At 57.5% G+C, this 18,848-nt stretch carries 18 protein-coding genes; 12 read left to right on the forward strand and 6 right to left on the reverse strand.

The features are described from left to right. Positions 1-36 precede the first annotated feature (36 nt). On the reverse strand, positions 37-969 hold the full coding sequence (locus CD175_RS12015; RefSeq protein WP_015096472.1) for a chemotaxis protein CheV: 933 nt from the start codon (positions 967-969) through the stop codon (positions 37-39). An 83-nt stretch (positions 970-1,052) separates the two neighbouring features. Between CD175_RS12015 and flgA the strand changes: the two genes are divergently transcribed. The 4 genes from flgA (at position 1,053) to CD175_RS12035 (ending at position 3,662) form a co-directional block, all read left to right on the forward strand. Continuing rightward, on the forward strand, positions 1,053-1,811 hold the full coding sequence (gene flgA / locus CD175_RS12020; protein ID WP_104449077.1) for a flagellar basal body P-ring formation chaperone FlgA: 759 nt from the start codon (positions 1,053-1,055) through the stop codon (positions 1,809-1,811). 168 nt (positions 1,812-1,979) lie between these two features. After that, on the forward strand, positions 1,980-2,306 hold the full coding sequence (gene flgM / locus CD175_RS12025) for a flagellar biosynthesis anti-sigma factor FlgM (protein WP_007980134.1): 327 nt from the start codon (positions 1,980-1,982) through the stop codon (positions 2,304-2,306). Positions 2,307-2,354: 48 nt separating this feature from the next. Further along, positions 2,355-2,822: a flagella synthesis protein FlgN gene (locus CD175_RS12030; protein ID WP_104449078.1), complete on the forward strand. Its 468-nt coding sequence runs from the start codon at positions 2,355-2,357 to the stop codon at positions 2,820-2,822. A 93-nt stretch (positions 2,823-2,915) separates the two neighbouring features. Then, positions 2,916-3,662 (forward strand): flagellar brake protein, encoded by a 747-nt coding sequence (locus CD175_RS12035; RefSeq protein ID WP_102699812.1) that lies wholly within the window; start codon positions 2,916-2,918, stop codon positions 3,660-3,662. Between the two features lie 63 nt (positions 3,663-3,725). Here CD175_RS12035 and CD175_RS12040 read toward each other — a convergent pair whose 3' ends face one another. The 4 genes from CD175_RS12040 to CD175_RS12055 form a co-directional block, all read right to left on the reverse strand. Then, a complete protein-coding gene (locus tag CD175_RS12040) occupies positions 3,726-5,114 on the reverse strand; it encodes an MFS transporter (protein ID WP_104449079.1) in 1,389 nt (462 codons plus the stop codon). Between the two features lie 70 nt (positions 5,115-5,184). After that, entirely contained in the window at positions 5,185-6,429 is a 1,245-nt protein-coding gene (locus CD175_RS12045) for a glutamine synthetase family protein (RefSeq protein WP_167399527.1), read from the reverse strand. A 201-nt stretch (positions 6,430-6,630) separates the two neighbouring features. Further along, positions 6,631-7,323, reverse strand: a complete 693-nt coding sequence (locus CD175_RS12050; protein WP_104449081.1) for a sensor histidine kinase — start codon at positions 7,321-7,323, stop codon at positions 6,631-6,633. Then, entirely contained in the window at positions 7,320-8,924 is a 1,605-nt protein-coding gene (locus CD175_RS12055; protein ID WP_104449082.1) for a tetratricopeptide repeat-containing response regulator, read from the reverse strand. The genes CD175_RS12050 and CD175_RS12055 overlap by 4 nt, the downstream gene beginning before the upstream one ends. Positions 8,925-10,001: 1,077 nt before the next feature. On the opposite strand from CD175_RS12055, the gene CD175_RS31895 reads away from it, so the two are divergent. Together CD175_RS31895 and CD175_RS12065 are read left to right on the forward strand one after the other, a co-directional pair. Then, on the forward strand, positions 10,002-12,227 hold the full coding sequence (locus CD175_RS31895) for a calcium-binding protein (protein WP_104449083.1): 2,226 nt from the start codon (positions 10,002-10,004) through the stop codon (positions 12,225-12,227). A gap of 537 nt (positions 12,228-12,764) precedes the next feature. Then, positions 12,765-13,976: a site-specific integrase gene (locus tag CD175_RS12065; RefSeq protein WP_104449430.1), complete on the forward strand. Its 1,212-nt coding sequence runs from the start codon at positions 12,765-12,767 to the stop codon at positions 13,974-13,976. On the opposite strand, the gene CD175_RS12070 is transcribed toward CD175_RS12065, so the two are convergent. Then, positions 13,969-14,514, reverse strand: a complete 546-nt coding sequence (locus CD175_RS12070; protein WP_104449084.1) for a hypothetical protein — start codon at positions 14,512-14,514, stop codon at positions 13,969-13,971. The genes CD175_RS12065 and CD175_RS12070 overlap by 8 nt on opposite strands. Positions 14,515-14,635: 121 nt before the next feature. Here CD175_RS12070 and CD175_RS12075 point away from each other — a divergent pair, with 121 nt between their 5' ends. The 6 genes from CD175_RS12075 to CD175_RS31235 all read left to right on the forward strand — a co-directional run bounded on the left by CD175_RS12075 (position 14,636) and on the right by CD175_RS31235 (position 18,847). Continuing rightward, the gene (locus CD175_RS12075; protein ID WP_104449085.1) at positions 14,636-14,836 is read left to right on the forward strand and encodes a helix-turn-helix domain-containing protein; all 201 of its coding nucleotides are present in this window, start codon (positions 14,636-14,638) and stop codon (positions 14,834-14,836) included. Positions 14,837-15,128: 292 nt separating this feature from the next. Continuing rightward, positions 15,129-15,371 carry a hypothetical protein gene (locus tag CD175_RS12080; RefSeq protein WP_104449086.1) on the forward strand — a complete coding sequence of 81 codons (243 nt, stop codon included), beginning with the start codon at positions 15,129-15,131 and terminating at the stop codon, positions 15,369-15,371. Then, a complete protein-coding gene (locus CD175_RS12085) occupies positions 15,368-15,676 on the forward strand; it encodes a hypothetical protein (protein ID WP_104449087.1) in 309 nt (102 codons plus the stop codon). The genes CD175_RS12080 and CD175_RS12085 overlap by 4 nt, the downstream gene beginning before the upstream one ends. A gap of 168 nt (positions 15,677-15,844) precedes the next feature. Further along, a complete protein-coding gene (locus CD175_RS12090; RefSeq protein ID WP_240628972.1) occupies positions 15,845-16,642 on the forward strand; it encodes a toprim domain-containing protein in 798 nt (265 codons plus the stop codon). Then, positions 16,629-18,434 carry a DUF927 domain-containing protein gene (locus tag CD175_RS12095; RefSeq protein ID WP_104449089.1) on the forward strand — a complete coding sequence of 602 codons (1,806 nt, stop codon included), beginning with the start codon at positions 16,629-16,631 and terminating at the stop codon, positions 18,432-18,434. The genes CD175_RS12090 and CD175_RS12095 overlap by 14 nt, the downstream gene beginning before the upstream one ends. Positions 18,435-18,688: 254 nt before the next feature. Next, a complete protein-coding gene (locus tag CD175_RS31235) occupies positions 18,689-18,847 on the forward strand; it encodes a hypothetical protein (RefSeq protein ID WP_158255662.1) in 159 nt (52 codons plus the stop codon). Position 18,848: the final 1 nt, after the last annotated feature.

Here is an 18,848-nt window from a genome sequence, read left to right on the forward strand (position 1 = left end):
CTCTTAAATCGTGTTGACTGCCAGGGGCGCAGGCCCCTAGCTGATATCTGCTGCTTTGATCCGGTCGACTACCCGGGATGCCAGGTCATCAGGACGGAACTTGGCCAGGAAGTCATCGGCACCGACCTTCTTGACCATCGCCTGATTGAATACCCCCGACAACGAAGTATGCAGGATGATATGAAGCTTTTGCATGCGCGGGTCGTTGCGGATTTCCGCCGTCAGGGTGTACCCGTCCATCTCCGGCATCTCGATGTCGGAGATCATCATCAGGAACTCTTCTTCCGGCTTCTTACCCTCGTCGACCAGTTTGCGCAGGTAATCCAGCGCTTGCCGACCATCGTTCAACGCCACCACTTCGACGCCGACCGTTTGCAGGCAACGCGTGACCTGCTTGCGCGCCACCGAGGAGTCGTCGACCGTCAGCACGCGCAACGAAAGCGCCTTGTGCTGGGTTTCGACATCCACCACGCCGACGGAAATCGCTTCCGGCGTCGGTGCCACTTCCGCGAGCACCTTCTCGACATCGATGATTTCGACCAACTGATTGTCGACCCGTGTCACCGCCGTCAGGTAATGATCGCGCCCGGTGCCCTTGGGTGGCGGATGGATCTCCTCCCAGTTCATGTTGACGATGCGCTCCACCGAGCGCACCAGGAAACCCTGGGTCTTGGTGTTGTACTCCGTGATGATCACGAACGGATTGTTCTTGTCCTTCAACGCACCGGAGCCGGTCGCCATCGCCAGATCAAGGATCGGAATGGTTGCCCCCCGGATGTTCGCCACGCCGCACACGACAGGACTGGACTTGGGCATCAACGTCAGTTGGGGGCATTGCAGCACCTCCCGAACCTTGAATACGTTGATCCCGTACAGCTGCTGGCCGTCGAGACGGAACAACAACAGCTCAAGGCGATTCTGCCCCACCAGTTGCGTGCGCTGGTTTACCGAATCCATTACACCAGCCATGCCCAGACTCCTACACCAACGCCAAGTGTTGTTGCGACGCGCCTTCATCACTAAACGGCACGGCGCTTGCTTTTTTAATCGTTATGAACACAGAACCGACATTTTTTCGACGCCTGACCACACCCTATCGCAAATTGCTTGGCGTGCTGGCGGCTGTTTGCCTGTTCAACGCTGGCAGCCCTGCCCTTGCTGACGCGGTTACCTTGCCTGACATGCTTATCGGCGTCACTCAGGGCTTTCTTGAATTCACCGTAGAAGACTATCTGGCAACCAGTCAAACGGAAGGTCGCTACGAGATCCAGGTCAACCCGCTCGACCCGCGCATGCACATGCCCATGTGCGACAAGGAATTGACAGCAACGCTTGAGAGTCCAAAGCCGCTGGGACGGGTCACGGTCAAGGTCCGCTGCGAGGGCGCCTCCCCCTGGACTGTCTTCGTACCCGCTCAAGTCCGCCTGTTTCGCGATGTCGTGACCACCGCCCGGCCACTGCGCCGTGCCGCCATTGTCGAGCCTGAGGATGTGGTGCTGCGCGAGCGAGATATCAGTCTGATCAGCCAGGGCTACCTGACGTCTCTCGACCAGGCGATCGGGCAGCGATTGACCCGACCAATGGTCACCGACCAGGTGATTACCCTGGTGCATATCGAACAGGCCGAAGTGATCCGCAAGGGTGATCAGGTGGTGATTACCGCCCGCAGCGGTACGCTGAGCGTGCGCATGCCCGGCGAAGCCCTGTCGAACGGCAGCCTGAGCGAACAGATCCGGGTGAAAAACCTCAACTCCCAGCGGGTCATCAAGGCGCAGGTCATGGCGCCGGGGCAGGTGGAAGTGTCCATGTAAGGCGCTCTGTTCATCGGAATGTGGCGCTTGCCGCGGCGGTTCCCTAGACTGTGCTCCATGCAGGGCAAGCGCTGACGCGCGCGAGGTTCATTGATAAATGAGCCTAAAGTTTTCCAGGGAATGGCCGAAACCATGGCAAGCGTCCAAATTCCCAGAGGTTTTTTTATCATGGTCATCGATTTCAGCCGTTTGAACAGCTCCTCGTCCCTTACGGGCAGTACACGTACCAGCGCCAGCAAGGAAAGCGCCGAAGCCGGCAAAACCGCGCCGCTGGAATCCGCGGCCGAACAGGCCGGTACCGTCAACAGCGGGGAATCGGTACATATCAGCAATGAGGCTCAACAGTTGCAGAAGGTCACTGACACGCTGCGCGATCAGCCTGCCGTCGACAAAGCCCGCGTGGCCGAGTTGAAAGCAGCGATTGCCGATGGCAGCTATAAAGTCGACAGCAACCGTGTAGCCAGCAAACTGCTCAACTTCGAAGCCCAGCGCTAGGCCACCGCCGGCGCCAGGCTTTTGGACGCTTAAAACCCAAGGCCAGCCATGCACGACACTCAACTACTGCAACTGATCACAGACGACTTTGCTCCAGCGCAACACCTGCTGGAATTACTGCAGACCGAATCCCTCGCCTTGCATGGCCGTGACATGCCATTGCTCGAGGACATCCTGGCGCAGAAACAGGCATTGGTCGTCTTGCTCGAACAGCATGGCCGCAAGCGCAGTGAAATTCTCGCCAGCCTCAACCTGCCGACCAACCGCGGCGGGCTGGAGCAACTGGCCAGCCAGTCGAGCATTGGCGACCAGTTGCTGGCGCAAAGTGACGTGCTGAGCGATCTCCTGGTCCAGTGCCAGGCCAGTAATGCCAGCAACGGTCAATCGATCCTCACTCAGCAGGCCGCTACGGCCACCCAGCTGAGAATTCTCAACGGTGGTGAAACCCCGGCGCTCTACGATGCCAGCGGAACATTCTCCAAGCTTGCTAAGCCGCGCCCGCTCAGTCAGGCTTAGGCCGCTTGATGCGCCCGCTCTATCCAAGACGCGAAAGATGCTGGCAAAATGCTGGCCAGTCGTAGTCAAATTTTGTCTGGAGATTGATTAACCGTGTCCAATGCCTTATCCGTGGATGATGCTCCGCAGCCCCCCAAGGTGCTCTCCACGCCCTTGGAAATCTCCAGCAATCTGCGCCAGCTGCTCGAAAGCCATGACCCGCTGATCATCACGTTCCACGAGCGCAGCCAGCGCTTCCAGAGCTATCTGGTGGACCTGGACCGTGACAGCAACATGATCGCCCTGGACGAAATGATCCCTCGCGATGGCGAGCGCTACCTGATGGCGGGCGAACCCTTCAGGGTCGAAGGCTTCCACGAAGGTGTGCGCATCGCCTGGGAAAGCAACGGCCAATTGAAGATCGACGAATCCGGTGGCAGCCGCTGCTATCGCGGCGCCCTGCCCGACGAAGTGGTGTACCACCAGCGTCGCAATGCGTTCCGCGCGGCACTGAAGCTGGCACAACTGGTCAACGTCAATCTCGACGGCGAAAAGCTCAAGGCCCCCATCAGCGGCAAGCTGCTGGATATTTCCGCTACCGGCTGCAAACTGCGTTTCGACGGCGACATCACGGGCAGTCTGCAACTGGGCCAGGTGTACGACCGCTTCAGCGCCGACCTGCCCTTTGGCAAGATGACGGCTCCGGTCGAGTTGCGTTATCTGCACTTCGAAGAAAAGATCTCCACCACCTTCGCCGGCGTTCGCTTCCACAACATGAGCGGACTGGTACAGCGTCAGGTCGAACGTTTCGTCTACCAGTTGCAGCGTGAAGCGCGCCGCTTCGACAAAGACGACATCTGATAGAGCCTCCACAAAAAACGGGCAGTCCCTTGCGGTGACTGCCCGTTTTTTTGTGCCCCGACTTTAAGGCCTGGCCTCGCTGAAGTTAGGGTCCCGCCCTGTATCAGGGTCTTGCGGCGGTTGATCGGTTTCAGTTTCGGTGACCGATTCAGGTTCTGGCTCAGGCTCGGGCTCTGGCCCGGTACTCACCGGAGTGTGCATCTGATCCTGCACCACCTGCTCATCAACACGCGGGTCGAGGCAGGCCACCAGTGGCGAACTCGTCATATTGTCCGGCATGGCCACGTGATGCAGCGGTGCGTCGTCGACCTGATGCAGGTTGGTCACCGCTTTCGGGCGAATCCGCCATACCAGCACCAACGCAAAGAAACTGAAGAACGCATAGAGCATCTGGCTGCCAAACAGCTTCATCAGCACACCTGCCACCAGCGGCCCGATACTCGCACCCACGCCATAGGTGACCAGCAACATCGCCGTCAGGGACACCCGGCGATCACCTTCGACGTGGTCATTGGAGAACGCCACCGCCAACGGATACAGGCAGAACTGCACCAGCGAGCAGAGGAAGCCGGCGATGAACAATACCTCCAGCGGCACCTGCGGCATGATCGCCAGCGGCAGTGCAGCCAGTGCCAGGCTGAACGCGAAACTGCGGATCAGCACGGCCCGGTCGTAGCGGTCGGACAACCAGCCCAACGGCCACTGCACCAGCAGACCGGCAAAAATGCAGCACCCCATGAACAGACCGACCTGTTCCGTGGACAACCCTTGCTGCGACGCATACAGCGGCGCCAGACCGTAGAAGGAACCGACAATCAGGCCCGCCCCGAGCACCGTACTCAATGATTGCGGGACACGCTTGATAAAGAACCGTGGCTCCATCGGTGCAGGATGCAAGGGTGCAGGGTGAATCCGCCGAGTCAGGGCCACAGGCACCAGACACAGGGCAAAACACAGGGCGACCAGCATCAGCAGCTCCAGCCCCAGCGCCGGGTGCATGACCAGAATCAGCTGCCCCATCACCAGGCCCAGGTACGAAGCGATCATGTAACCGCTGAATACCAACCCGCGTTGCTTGGCTTCGGCCTGCTCGTTCAGCCAGCTCTCGATCACCATGTACTGGCACATCATGCCCAGGCCCACTATGACCCGCAGGAACAGCCAGGCCGGCAGCCAATCGACCAGGCCATGGCCGAGCACCGCCGCACCGACGATCCCGGCACAGGCCGAGTAGGCCCGGATATGCCCGACCCGGGCAATCAAGCGGTGACCGATCTTGCCCCCCAGCACCAGGCCGAAATAGTTGGCGGCCATCAACGCACCGACCCACAGGCTGTCGACATGGTCGGCCGCCAGGCGCAGGCCCAGGTAAGTGCTCAGCAGGCCCGAGCCGATCAGCATCATCAGCGAGGCGAAATACAGTGCTCGAAAGGATTTCCAGATTTGGCGCATCGGCGTTCCGAGCGGCTCCTTGCAGTGAGAATCGGCTATCGCTAAACGATAGCCGGATGTCGACAGATCGTCAGGCCTGGGCGGCTAAAACACGTCGTTCCCAGGGCGTAATTTCATCATGGAAACTGGTCAGTTCCAGGGTCTTCGAAGCAATGTAGCCTTCGATGAATTCCGTGCCGAACAGTTCCTTGGCCAACTGGCTACGTTTGAGACGCTCAAGTGCCGCATGCAAGGTACACGGCAATGAAAGATTGTCCGGCACTTCGAATTCACCCTGGATCGGTGCGCTCGGCTCCAATGCGTTCTCGATGCCATGCAACCCTGCCGCCAGGCTTGCGGCAATGGCCAGATACGGGTTGGCATCGGCCCCGGGCAAACGGTTCTCGACCCGACGGGCCACCGGCAAACTGGCCGGGATACGCAGGCCGGCCGCCCGGTTGTCGTGGGACCAGCAGGCATTGTTCGGCGAGGCGTAAGGGTGGCACAAGCGCTGATAGGAGTTCACGTTCGGCGCAAACAACGCAGTGAAGTCGGCCATGCACACTTGCTGACCGGCAATGAAATGGCGGAAGGTCGCCGTCTCCTGCCCCGCCTCGTCACTGAACACGTTACGCCCCGAATCGATCTCGACCACGCTCTGGTGAATATGCATCGAACTGCCCGGCGTATGCGCCAACGGCTTGGCCATGCAGACCACGCTCAGGCCGTGCTTGAGAGCCACTTCCTTGAGCAGGTGCTTGAACAGGAACGTCTGGTCGGCCAGCAGCAATGGATCGCCATGCAGCAGGTTGATCTCGAACTGGCTGACGCCCATCTCGTGCATGAAGGTATCGCGAGGCAATCCCAGCGCCGCCATGCACGCGTAGACTTCGTTGAAGAACGGCCGCAAGCCGTTGTTGGAACTGACGCTGAACGCCGACTGACCGTCCTCGCGGCGACCGTCCTGCCCCACCGGTGGCTGGAACGGCTGAGTCGGGTCGGTGTTAGGCGCAAAAACGAAGAACTCAAGCTCGGTCGCCACCACCGGCGCCAGGCCGCGGGCCGCGTAACGGGCAATTACAGCCTTGAGCTGGCCACGGGTCGACAGGTTGGAGCTGGTGGTAGTGCCCAGTTCGTTCGCGTCGCAAATGGCGAAAGCACGCGGCGGGTTGCTCCAGGGCAAGCGGTGGATTTGTGCAGGGTCCGGAATCAGCGCCAGGTCACCATCATCGCTGCCGTAAAACCGCGCCGGCGGGTATCCGCCCATGATGCATTGCAGCAGCACACCCCGCGCCAGCTGCAATCGTCGACCGTCGAGAAAACCCTCGGAGGTCATCACTTTGCCCCGTGGAACGCCGTTCAAATCCGGCGTGACACATTCAACTTCATCAATGCCCGTCAATCGCTGCGCGAGTGAACTCAGGCCAACGGTCGTCATGACGCTATCCTTGTTATTGTGCGGGCCGCGAACGGCGACCGTACAAAATAGGCTCCGCGTGTTCGGAATTTCAAGCAGCGTCGATAAATATGCGGCCTGTCAGGGCAGGTAAAGCCGAAACACCCCACCGCCCAACGGACCGCCATTGCTGATTTCGGTGTGCCCGCCCACGCCGTTGCGTTGATGCAACGCGGCAATTCGTCCGGCAAAGTACAGGCCCAGCCCTGTGCTGCCGGTGCTTTGATTGATGCCCTGTGCGTAATCGGCCTGACGCTCGATCATCGGCGCCGGATAGCCCTCGCCATCGTCATTGATGGTCAACACCAGTTGCCCGGCTTCGTCACTGACACTGATCAGAACGGCATGCCGTGCAAAACGAATGGCGTTGTTGATGCAGTTGGCCAATACCGACGCGATCAACTCGCGGTCGAAGAAACCCAGCGGGCTCAACGGGTCCACTTCATAGGTCGCCATGATGCCGCGGCTGGCGAACACCTCTTGATGACACGCCAGTTGCGCTTCGATGAAGTCGTCCAGTTCATGGTAGGCCGGTTGCAACGGCATCTGGTTGACGCCGAGCTTATACAGCCCCAGCAACTGCACCAGCATGCCGTTGAGGTGGGCGAACTCGAAGTCGATCACGCCCTGCTCCGGCGTCTGCTGCGCCGATTCCGGCAATCGCGCCAGCCACTGGCTGTGGGCCTGCATCAGCATGGCCAGCGAGTTCTTCATGTCGTGCACGGTGGAGGCAATCACCGTGGAGAAGTCCAGTGCCTGTTCGTTGTCGTTCATTGGCCAAACGCCTTGCTTTTGAGCTTTTGGTAGCGTGGAAAACGCGCGTCGGTGTCGGGCATCAGGCCGACCATTTTCAGGCAGGTCCGGCACTCCTCCAGCTCCGCCGAAGCAACGCTGGTATCGGTGCCGTGCAACAACGACTGCGCCATGTTCAGGGCGATACTGATGTTCTTCGGTTGCATGGCCAGGGCTTTGCGAAAGACCTGCCGGGCCTCCACCAGATTGCCGGTCTTGTAGACGCGCACGCCCTGACGGTTGAGTTCAGCGGCGGCGTTTCCGGAATTGAGGATGCTCGGGTCGTCGGTCTGCTTGGCGATGTCCTTCATGACCGCCGGATCGTCGCCGTAGATTTCCACGCAGTTTTTCAGCATCGCGGTACCGGCTTCGGACTGCCCGAGCATTTTCAGTTGCTTGGCCACCAGCAACGCCGCTTCGGCGCTCATGAATTGCTCCATGCCATCGAGGCGCAACAAGGCCTGCTCGGTGAGCTTGTCGGCCGTTTCCGCATCGTTGATCAGCAGACTGGTGGCCTTCATCAAGCGCGCACGAATTTGCAGGCCAGGGTCGCCAGGGTTGTCCTTGGCCACTGCGCTCAACGTGGTGTTGATTTCCAGTCGGGTGCGGGTATCCAGCCCCCTGTCGCTGCCCTTGCTAATCAAGGCGTGAGCCAGGCCGAGGTTACTTTCAGGGTCCTTGAAACGCGACTGCGCGCCTTGGGCTACCGCCTGACGATAGGCTTTGGAAGCGGTGTCGAAGTCCTCGTTGGTCATTGCCAGCTTGCCCAACATCGCTTGCCGGCGCACTGCCAGCGGCGACAGGCGAATCGCTTCCTCGAGAACGCGCTGCGCCCCCTTGGTGTCCCCTTCGGCGACCAGCACGTCAGCCATGCCGTCATACAGCGACGGCATCATCGGGAACACTTTCAGGGCTTTTTCGTAGATACCTTTGGCCTGCCCGACCTGACCGCGCTTGAACAGCAACTTGCCCAACCCGGCAAACGCCCATGGCAACGGGCGGTCGGCGATGATGCCGTCGTACAGCCGCTCCAACGCTTCGTTCTGATTGAGGTCGCGCAAGGCATCGGCGCGATAGCGCAGGCATAGCGGCGAGTAACGGATGTCTTGCTTGCACAGGGCGATGCAGGCATTGAGCACCTCCATCGGCTTGCCCCGGTCGAGGGCCTGCAGGATCGGCTTGAGCAAAGTCTTGCGCTGCTCCAGGCGCTCCAGGCGCTGGGCCAGGCTGGAACGGTTGAACGGCTTGGTCAGGTAGGCATCGGGCTCATGCTCCAACGCACTGAGCACCATGGCCTGGCTGGTTTCGGCGGTGACCATCACGAACACCGCTTCATGGCTGATCAACTTTTCTTCCATCAGGTCTTCGAGCACCTGCTGGCCGTTCTTCTTGCCGTCGCCCAGGTGAAAGTCCTGCAGGATGAAATCGTAGGCCTTCTGCGAACACATTTTCAGCGCCTGTTCGCCGGTATCGGCAGTGTCCACTTCCTTGACGCCCAGTTCGCGCAGCATCGAACGAACCGAACTGCGGAAGTCCGAGAAATCATCGACGATCAGAAAACGCTTTTGGTGATACGACAGCATCGAAGATTTCCAGGCAATTTAAGAAGGAGAACCCAAAGGCAAATACACGGACGGACTCAGCTTCGCAGCCCTTGATTTGGCGCGCAGATGATAACTGGTAGCCCTTAGCCATCAAACAGCTTCTCATCGCCAATCAGCACATGCACTGGACCGTCAGAGACGAAGAAGCTCGTAACTGTCCGGGTTATCGGCCAGCCATGGCATTCCCTTGAGAGCTTGCCCCAACGCTCACGCTGAAAAGGTGAACGCGTTAGATGGCAATACGGATGCTGACGGCAACGCCGAGTTCGCTATTCAGCTCATCGGGGTTACCCGTCTGGCGACTTCGGACTTAGTCCTCTGATAGAGCAAAGGGGGCTGTCTTCACCTGAAAACTTCGGCCCGCACCCAAGAACATAAGAATCGGGCTCACCCGTGAATGCGTACCTCAATGCGTTGCACATGCTCGAATTCGGTGGTGAACCTCCAAGGAAGGAGTGGAGTTCAAGAATTATGGAGTATTTCGTGTGGCCAGAAGGTTGATCGATTTGCGCATCAGCGATGCTGAACGCTTCCTATCCCCCCTGTGTAATCTACTTGACAGAGTCCATGCTCTCAGTGATATCGTTTTGATATTATCCCGGCATAGGGACTGCATGAGGAGTAATAGCCAAAAATGACTGCTGATCCATTCTGAACAATGAGGTCAGGGTAGTCAGGCGTAGTGGAATGGCGTCAAAAAGCCCCCACGGCACCCACGTACGGGGGCATTTTTTTCCAAAGCCAATGTGGAAGTCGAGTCGACTTACGCCCCCAACCTGCCATCAGTCATCTGTGAACGGCTGTAGTGAATCCCCTTGGTTTCGTAGATACATCTATTAGTCAACTATTGATCGAACTTGGCTAGTCGCCAATGTCGGCTTTGGATTGTAACTACGCAACTGGAGCAGGATTGATAATAGTATGCGCACCGTTTTTTTAAACCAAGCAAGAGTTTGACATGAGTATGTACGAGGATGGGTTGCGCCTCGAGTTACTGCTTGGAGTTTAGCCTGTGGCAAAAGCCACTTTTTTAGCAGTAACGACAGGAGAGTCTAAATGGCAACAGTAAATGGAAAGACGGTAACCGGGTCCACCATCTATGGAACCACCGGCTACGATATAATTTATGGCGCCAACATCGCCGAAGTTATTTATGGCGGAACGGGTGACGATACCATTTATGGCAATGATGGTAACGATACGATCTATGGTGGCACTGGGTCGGACGCCCTGAATGGCGGCAACGGCAACGATATCCTGGACGCGGGCACTAGTAGTAATAGCATCCTTACAGGCGACGCAGGGGCAGATACTTTCGTCATAAATCGTGGAGCCAGTTATATAGGGCAAACCATCACGGATTTTGACGTGTCCGCAGATCGACTGGATCTTCGTCTGGTCGGTATCTCAGATATCGAGACGCTTAATCGCCTGTTTGAAGTCAATTACGATGACAAGCTTTTATTTACAATCAATACTAACGGTTATTATTCGACGACCAAACTGAACAATCTTTGGGCCACCGGAATCGGGGAGTTGGACTCGTCCAATGTGCTTCTCAATACGACCGTCAAAGACGATACGCTGACCGCAACCTCAAGGAGCGACTTGTTCGGAGGGTTGGGTAATGACAGGCTTACAGGTTCCTCGTCCAGCGACCGCCTTTTTGGCGAAAGCGGCAATGACACCCTCTTCGGCATGGATGGGAATGACCTTTTGGTCGGTGGTTCCGGCAACGATACCCTAAGCGGTGGTGCCGATGGAGATGTGCTCGAAGGCGGTAGTGGCAACGATATCCTGAACGGTGGCACCGGGAGCGATCGGCTCATCGGCGGGGCTGGTAGCGACACATTCATCGCTCAGCGGGCGAGCAATTACTACGACTCGACCCGAGTCATCGATTTTAGTCTCGCGGAGCAGGACAAGCTCGATGTCCGCAGTTTCGGGATCAGTGATATCGAAAGCCTCAAGCGCTTGGTTGAGGCGGTGGACGACAAAGGTGGCGACGTCATCACAAATTGGTACGGCGGCTACTCGGCTGAGTTGACGCTCACGGGAGTTTCGGTCGCCGACCTGACAACGACCAACCTGCTCCTCAATACGAGCACGACCAACACAAATCAGTTCGCCACCGGCAGTAGCGATTTGTTCGGCGGCCTTGGCAACAACCGTCTCGTTGGCTCCTCGTCCCACGATCGCCTGTTCGGCGAAGGCGGCGCTGACATCCTGGAGGGGGGCGATAGTTACGACCTGCTTGTGGGTGGCAGCGGTAACGATAGTTTGTTCGGTGGCAATGGTGATGACACACTGGAGGGCGGCATCGGCGACGACAAGCTCGATGGTGGCGACAACAATGACATCCTCAAGGGCGGCGTCGGTAACGATACGCTGAATGGCGGCCTGGGAGCAGACGTGTTATCGGGCGGCACCGGTAATGACTTGCTGATCAGCAGCCTTGGCGACGACTTTCTGGACGGCGGTGAGGGCATCGATACCCTGTCCTACGCAGCAGAGGGATTGACGCTCAACGTCGATCTCAACCTCACGGGCGATCAGCGTGTCCAGGCATCCCGTTACGAGGATGATCGAATTCTCAATATCGAAAACGTTATTGGCGGTTACGCGAACGATCGCCTGGTGGGCAATGCCTATAACAACAGCCTCGATGGAGGCAACGGTGACGACACAATCAGTGGTGGACTTGGTAATGACACCCTGCGTGGTGCGGCCGGCAATGACACCATAAACGGGGGTAGCGGCGTGGACACGGCTACCTACGAGGGGGCAGCTTCCGGGGTCAAAGTCGACCTGAGCATTACGACTGCCTCCCAGAATACCCTCGGTGCAGGTGTCGATCGCCTCCTCTCCATCGAAAATCTCACCGGATCCAGCTACGCCGATACGCTGAAAGGCGATGCGGCAGCCAACGTGTTAACGGGCGGACTAGGCAAGGACACCCTCATCGGCGGCGCTGGCAGCGATATTTTCGACTTCAATTCGTTGTTGGAAACGGGGACGATCAGCTCCACTTGGGATGTCATCAGCGACTTCGCGCGGGGTAGCGACAAGATTGACCTGTCGACGCTGGATGCCAACACCGCCACGAGTGGCAATGACGCCTTTCTCGCGATCATCGGTAGCACGACCGCCTTTACTGCTGCCGGGCAATTGAAGGTTGCGAATGGCGTGCTCTACGGCAACACGGATGCGGACAACACCGCCGAGTTCGCCATTCAGATCACCGGCGTCACGAGCCTCTCGACTTCGGACTTCATACTTTGAGCGTGGGGGGGGGGGCGAATAGCCCCCTCATCGAACCAAGGTTCTAAACGACCCTGACAATTTCATCAAAGCTGTTCAGTTATGGACGCTTGACGAATCCTTGATCAGCAGAAAAATCCGGAGCCTCCTAACCAGGTTCCGGATTTTTTATGTCTGGCTCACAGGATTGTTGCGGCGATTCACAAACGCTGTCTTTAAACAGGTGAGGTCAATGTTTACTGTGGCTGCTGACCCGCAAAGCCCTAATGGCGACTGAGGAACACCAAGAAACTCTTGGCACTTCACTCGCACCTGCGATCGCAATGGATGAAATCCAGTGATAGCCAGAAAAACAAAGGCAGAACACCAAAATAGGTAAGCGCTTGAATTATATGGTGTCCCAGGGCAGGTTCGAACTGCCAACCTTCCCCTTAGGAGGGTCAAATAAAGCTCGGTGAGCACTTACTAAATCCAGCTATTACAGATACTTACTGTCTGGTTGTGTATGGCGAAACTGGCTGGTACTGTGCTTTCTGCTGGTACTCTGCTGGTATGGACATGAAAGCGAAAATCACACAGAAATTGATCAATAGTCTGATCCCCCAGGAGAAGCACTATCGTGTCTTCGATACGGACCAGCCCGGGCTGTTCATCAGGGTGCAGCCCAGCGGACATATGGCATATATGGTTTCTTGGGCGCGCAACCGGGAACGCTCCCTTGGTCGTGTTGGCACCTTAACGCTGGCCCAAGCCAGGACAGAGGCCGCACGCTATCTGGCAGACGCGCACGAACACGGCGAACCCCTTGCGGTTACACAGAAACGCCGAAACACGAACACTCCTTCTCTTAGAGAGTTTCTCGACGACTCCTATCTACCGTGGTTCAAGGCTCACCACAGAGGGTATGAAAAAACGCTGCACACTCTAGATAACAACTTCGCTTCGATCATGCCGCGACGCCTTAATGAGATCACTGGCCGCGATTTGGAGTTGGTGAGAACCGCTTGGCTCAGCAGCGGGAATAAGCCGGCAACCGCGAACCGGAAAATTGGCTCGATAAGCGGGGTATTCAGTCGCGCAGTAGAATGGGGCTTCATCAGCGATCACCCACTGAACAGGCTAAAGCAACTTAAGGTCGACTCAAAAGGCCAGGTCCGCTATTTGTTGCCGAGCGAATCGGCCAACCTCAGGAGAGCCATGGATGCCCGTCAGGAGCAAATGCGCGTGGAGCGAGACAGCGCAAACAAATGGAGGTTTGAACGTGACAGAGAGCCGCTGCAGGATCTGCGCGCCGTAGCATTCACCGATCACCTCAAACCAATGATCCTCATTTCCCTAAACACTGGCGTTCGTCGCGGCGAATTGTTCGACCTCAAATGGACTGATGTCAACTTCGACACGAAAACAATCACCATTGCAGGAGCGACGGCGAAAACCAGTGAAACCCGACACATACCCATAAACAAGGAAGCGCTTAGCACTCTTGAAGAGTGGAAGAAGCAAGTTGACGGGATCGGCTACGTATTTGCCAGCCAAGCTGGAGGACGAATGGAAGACGTCAAAAGCGCTTGGCTAAAACTACTTGAGCGGGCCAAGATTGGTAGTTTCCGTTGGCACGACATGCGCCACGACTTTGCGTCAAGGCTTGTAATGGCCGGCGTACCGCTAAACACAGTACGCGATCTACTAGGGCACTCGGATATTAAGATGACTCTACGCTATGCACATATGGCCCCGGAAAGTAAGGCAGCGGCAGTAGAACTTATTTAGCCTTGGAGTTCGCAAGCATCTTTTTATAATCGGTATAGCTAGGCTCAAACGGTTTATTATTCTCAACGAAAGCCACGTAACTTTCAATTATTGGCCATTCCTCTCTAATAAGATCCATATTCAACTTGTAGCAGCCTGAAATTGAAAACCCCAATTTTTTCGTGAGGCCATTCAGGTCGCCATATAAGTCATCTGCACCTTTAAAGCAATCCTCAACACTAGCTACCAACGCTTGGCGCCATATTGTTTCGCCAGCATATTGCGGCCCTAGAACTCCTGCTCGAACTTTATATAAAACTTCGTCTTCAGACCAAATCGCAGTGAATAAATTCATGAAGCTGACTTTTTCGTGTCCTTGGTTTGCTCTATTGAGCACAACAGGCGCAGTCACTTCTATGTCGTACAAGCCGTTTTCAATGAAGCTCTCCAACAGCTTCACGATTTTTTCGCTTCTCGAAGCCGCCAGTAGCTCCAGCGCCGCCTTGAGGTATGGGTCAATTCTTGCTGATAGCACGACCTTTTTTGAACGGTTTGCCATTTTTCTCTCCATGAATGTCTACAAAAAATATGCTTGCAGGCTATGTTACTTACAAATAGGATGTCTACACCGTCCAGTATCGTCCGGACGAGTCTTTTCCACAACTGGGAATTTTATCCACATGGCACAAACGCAACAGATCACATCCCTTGCTCTTGGAATTGATGACGCTGCCAGATCGATCGGTGTAGCTCGTTCTGCTCTGTATGAAATTATCGCCCGCGGAGAAATTGGCAGCTTCAAGCTGGGACGCCGCCGCTTGATCCTCATGACGGAGCTCAAGACTTTTATCGAGCGCGCAGCAATGGAGGGCGCTCGGTGAACGCGGTCCCGCCATTGGGGGGAAAACACGGAAGATTTCAATTCGATATTCCGGGGTACCGCAATCATTTGGGCAACCTAGAGATAAGAAGTGTTGAGCCAGTGCTTCGAACACTGGCTCAACCGTCACAGGTGTCATTGGAGGCAACCATGCAACAGACAAAGCCTATCACAATCCAATTAAGCGACAACTCTGGAGTCTTGCTAGGTCAGATCACTTTGCCAGCGGCTACCAAAATGGCAGGCCTTGAAGTTCTTCGCACTCTCGGTATCTGGCGGGTGGAGGTAAGCAAATGAATAACCTCCGCCAAATTACCGATGAAGCGCTCAACCTGATTGACGCCACCCACGATCACATCGGCTGGCTGACCGCCCTGATGACGGCCATTCGTGCCGACGCCAAACACAACAAGGGTCGCGACCTCGAAAAACTGACCGGTTTGGGCCAGTTCCTGGGCAATGATTGGGCGCACTATTTGGACGGGCAATCCAAGCGCTTGCGCGGTCATTTGGATGTCATGGAGATATCGCTTTGAATACCCTCAACTGCATCTCTGAGACACCCATCGTCGAACTGAACACTGAACAACGCCGCACGCTGATTGACCTCATTGAAATTGAGCGCAGTCACGCTTCCCGCTGGTGGACGATGCTCAACGAAATGCGCTGCCGCGGTGAGTTGCCGTATCGGGTGAAAGAACAAGAAATCGGGTCTGTCTCGGATCATGACCGCCGGTTTACGGATTGCTACTTCACCAACAAAGCGTTGTTCGGGCATGCCTGTGTGCGCGGTGAAGCCAGCCAGCAGATGTTTCGCTGCCTCCCTGAACTGAGGGGCTAATTAATGACGAATTTTCAACACTGCCAATCGGCAGTGACGCCCTCGGCTTGCTTGAAGAATGTCACCGGACGGTCTTGTGTCACCCATCACAAGGCCGTGCCAGTCCTCTTTCGTGACGCACTTCAGTCCGTTTATGGCCCACTCGATTGGTTGCCGGAGCCGAGCGGTGTGATTCATCGCTTCCACGTTCCCGGCGACAGGCAGAGCAGCGAAAACGGCTGGTATGTCTTGTACCTAGACGGCATTGCGTCGGGCGCTTTTGGCAGTTGGAAGGATGGCGGGACGCGCACCTGGTGCTCTCGTGAACCGGTCGATCATCGCGAAGCAATCGAAGTACGTCAGCGTATCGAACAAGCCAAGCGCCAACGCGAAGCCGAGCAACAACAGCGCCAGCTCAAGGCAGCGATCCGTGCTCAGCGTTGGTGGCGTGATGCGCGCCGCGCTGATTCCGCCCACCCCTACCTCATCGCCAAAGGCGTCCGTCCGCATGGCCTGCGCCAGAGTGGTGACGCCTTGCTGGTGCCGCTGTATGTGACGGGCGAGTTGGTCAACCTGCAGCGCATTGCCAGCGACGGCAGCAAACGCTTCCTGGCGGGCGGGCGGATAAAGGGCAGCTATTCGCCCTTGGGCGTCATCGTCCCGGGCCAACCGCTGTGCATCTGCGAGGGTTGGGCCACGGGCGCCACATTGCATCAGCACGGCTACGCCGTGGCCTGCGCCATGAACAGCGGCAACCTCAAGCCGGTCGCTCTGGCGCTACGCACTCGCTACCCAGAGCAGCCCATCCTTATCGCCGGCGACGACGACCGGCTCAGTGACGGTAACCCCGGACGCACCGCCGCCAATGCCGCCGCCGCGCTAGTGGGTGGCCAAATCGCATTCCCAGAGTGGCCAGAGGACGCCCCCACCGACCTCACCGACTTCAACGACCTCGCCAATTGGAAACGCGCCCATGTCCCTGCCTGACAGCAACGTCATCAGCCTTCGGCCTGATGCGCCGACCATTGCACCTGAGCGCCCTTGCTGGGCTGTGTACGAGCACTGGGTGACCAATGAGAAGGGCCGTAAGTTACGCCCGGGGGTGTACCGCCACGGTTTCAAACGCGCAGCGGGCCAAGATGAGGACGATGCCGACAACGACACCAACGACCGCCCGATCATTGATGAATGGATCGCCAGCCCGGTGACCGTCACCGCGCGAACCACCAACAGCGACGACGGCAGCGAGGGACGCCTGCTGCGCCTGTGCACCGACAGCGGCATCAAGGAATGGATCATTCCCATGGAAGTGTTCGGCGGCAGTGGCGAGGATGCCCGCCGCCAGTTGTTCGGCATGGGCGTCATCATCGCACTGAAAAAGCGCGCTGCCTTTATGGAGTACCTGCTGGAGCAACGCCCCGAAGAAGTGTTCGCCACCACCAGCCGCCCGGGCTGGCATGAGTCCGGCGCCTTTGTCTTGCCGGGGCGCACCCTCGGCAGCGACAAGGTGCGTTATCAGGCCAGCGGCAAAGGCCAGAACCTGTTCAGCGTGCGTGGCGAGCTGGCGCTCTGGCAACGCGAAGTCGCCGCCAAGTGCGCGGGCAATCCGGTGCTGACGTTAGCGATTGGCTGCGCACTGGCCGGACCACTGCTGAGTCTGGTTGGCGTGCTTGGTGGCGGCGTACACCTGGTGGGCGACAGCTCCAGCGGCAAGTCGTTGGCGCAGTTGATTGGCTCCTCGGTGTGGGGTGACCCCGGCATATTCGCCGCCAGTTGGGACATGACCAAAGGTGGCTTGGAGATCGAGGCGGCCGGGCGCAATGACACCCTGTTACCGCTGGACGAAATCAAGCGCGCCGATCCAAAGCGTGTGCAGGAGATGGCCTACTCACTGGCCAATGGTCAGGGCAAAGGCACCATGACCCGCGAGCGTGAAGGTCGGGCCAAATTGAGCTGGCGCCTGCTCACCCTGTCCAGTGGTGAACGCTCCCTTTCCGAGCACGCCGCCATTTCCGGTAATGCTGCCCACGCCGGCGCTGAATTGCGCATGGTCGACGTGAACGCAGGCACTCGTGCCCATCGCGCCTTCGATGAGCTGCATGGCCTAGAGGGTGCCGACTTTCACCGCCTGCTCACCGTGGCTGTGAGTGCCCACCATGGTCATTTGGGCTCTGCGTTCGTCGAGCAACTGCTCGCCAGCGACGACCGCCCCGGCTTGTTGGAAAACTTCGCCAACGTGCGCGGCAAGTTTGTCGAGGACAACGCACAGGCTGGTCGTGTGGCCGACCGCTTCGCCGTAATTGCCTTGGCCGGGGAAATGGCCATCGCCTACGGCCTGTTGCCTTGGGCACCGGGCAGTGCCCTGAGCGACTGCCAGTTGCTGTATGGCGAGTGGCTGTCGCGGGTCGGCAGCGGCAATGCCGAAGACCGCCAGATCCTCGCCGGCATCCTCGACTTCATCGACAAGCACGGCAGCAGCCGCTTCTCCGATGTGGATGACCACACACCTGACAGCAAGGTGTTCAACCGCGCCGGGTATTGGGAAGTATCCCTGGGCAAACGCCTGTACCTGTTCAACAAGTCGGCGCTGGTCGAAGCGGCCAACGGCTACGGCCTCAGTCGTGTGGTCAAGGCGCTGGATGGGGTAGGTGCGTTCGCCAAGCGCGACACCGACCGAGACAGTCGCAAGACCAAAAAATATCGCCTGCCCGGTGGCGGGTCGGCGCGTCTGTATGTCGTCGATACCGAAGCCATGGACCTGGAGGCCGCACATGTATGACCCCTCAACACCCATGGCCGACTTCACAGGAACCTAGTTTTGTGGGGAACACGGGGAACAGTGGGAACAGCCAATGTTTCCGGGGCTTCGGGGCGTTCCCCCTTATAGAGATGTTGGGGAACAGGGGGAACACACACCTGTTTTTCTATAAACGACCCTGCCGCTGTCCAGCGATCTGGCGGGAGGTGTTTGGCCCGTAAGGCTTGGCTCGCCGCCGATTCATCTCACCTCATTATTTTTTGGAGAACTACCTCATGATTGAAAACACTCAAGCCACCAAATCCAACAACGCCAAATTGCTGAAGGAACTGGAGAACAAGAAAACCGGGTGGGAGCGGGAAATTAAAGTGCTCCAAGAACAGATCGAGCCATTGCAGGAGACGCTTGATGGCATATGCCGGCATTGCAGCTAGC

The organism is Pseudomonas laurylsulfatiphila, from assembly GCF_002934665.1.
In the GTDB taxonomy this organism is placed as follows: Bacteria; Pseudomonadota; Gammaproteobacteria; order Pseudomonadales; family Pseudomonadaceae; genus Aquipseudomonas; species Aquipseudomonas laurylsulfatiphila.

Bases quoted from the DNA above. Each gene is read 5' to 3' on its own strand.
- CD175_RS31895 (WP_104449083.1), top strand. From the start codon at position 10,002: ATGGCAACAGTAAATGGAAAGACGGTAACCGGGTCCACCATCTATGGA.
- CD175_RS31235 (WP_158255662.1), top strand. From the start codon at position 18,689: ATGATTGAAAACACTCAAGCCACCAAATCCAACAACGCCAAATTGCTG.
- CD175_RS12065 (WP_104449430.1), top strand. From the start codon at position 12,765: ATGAAAGCGAAAATCACACAGAAATTGATCAATAGTCTGATCCCCCAG.
- CD175_RS12055 (WP_104449082.1), bottom strand. From the start codon at position 8,924: ATGCTGTCGTATCACCAAAAGCGTTTTCTGATCGTCGATGATTTCTCG.
- CD175_RS12045 (WP_167399527.1), bottom strand. From the start codon at position 6,429: ATGACCTCCGAGGGTTTTCTCGACGGTCGACGATTGCAGCTGGCGCGG.
- CD175_RS12050 (WP_104449081.1), bottom strand. From the start codon at position 7,323: ATGAACGACAACGAACAGGCACTGGACTTCTCCACGGTGATTGCCTCC.
- CD175_RS12080 (WP_104449086.1), top strand. From the start codon at position 15,129: ATGAATAACCTCCGCCAAATTACCGATGAAGCGCTCAACCTGATTGAC.
- CD175_RS12040 (WP_104449079.1), bottom strand. From the start codon at position 5,114: ATGCGCCAAATCTGGAAATCCTTTCGAGCACTGTATTTCGCCTCGCTG.
- CD175_RS12070 (WP_104449084.1), bottom strand. From the start codon at position 14,514: ATGGCAAACCGTTCAAAAAAGGTCGTGCTATCAGCAAGAATTGACCCA.
- CD175_RS12075 (WP_104449085.1), top strand. From the start codon at position 14,636: ATGGCACAAACGCAACAGATCACATCCCTTGCTCTTGGAATTGATGAC.
- CD175_RS12030 (WP_104449078.1), top strand. From the start codon at position 2,355: ATGCACGACACTCAACTACTGCAACTGATCACAGACGACTTTGCTCCA.
- CD175_RS12015 (WP_015096472.1), bottom strand. From the start codon at position 969: ATGGCTGGTGTAATGGATTCGGTAAACCAGCGCACGCAACTGGTGGGG.
- CD175_RS12095 (WP_104449089.1), top strand. From the start codon at position 16,629: ATGTCCCTGCCTGACAGCAACGTCATCAGCCTTCGGCCTGATGCGCCG.
- flgA (WP_104449077.1), top strand. From the start codon at position 1,053: ATGAACACAGAACCGACATTTTTTCGACGCCTGACCACACCCTATCGC.
- flgM (WP_007980134.1), top strand. From the start codon at position 1,980: ATGGTCATCGATTTCAGCCGTTTGAACAGCTCCTCGTCCCTTACGGGC.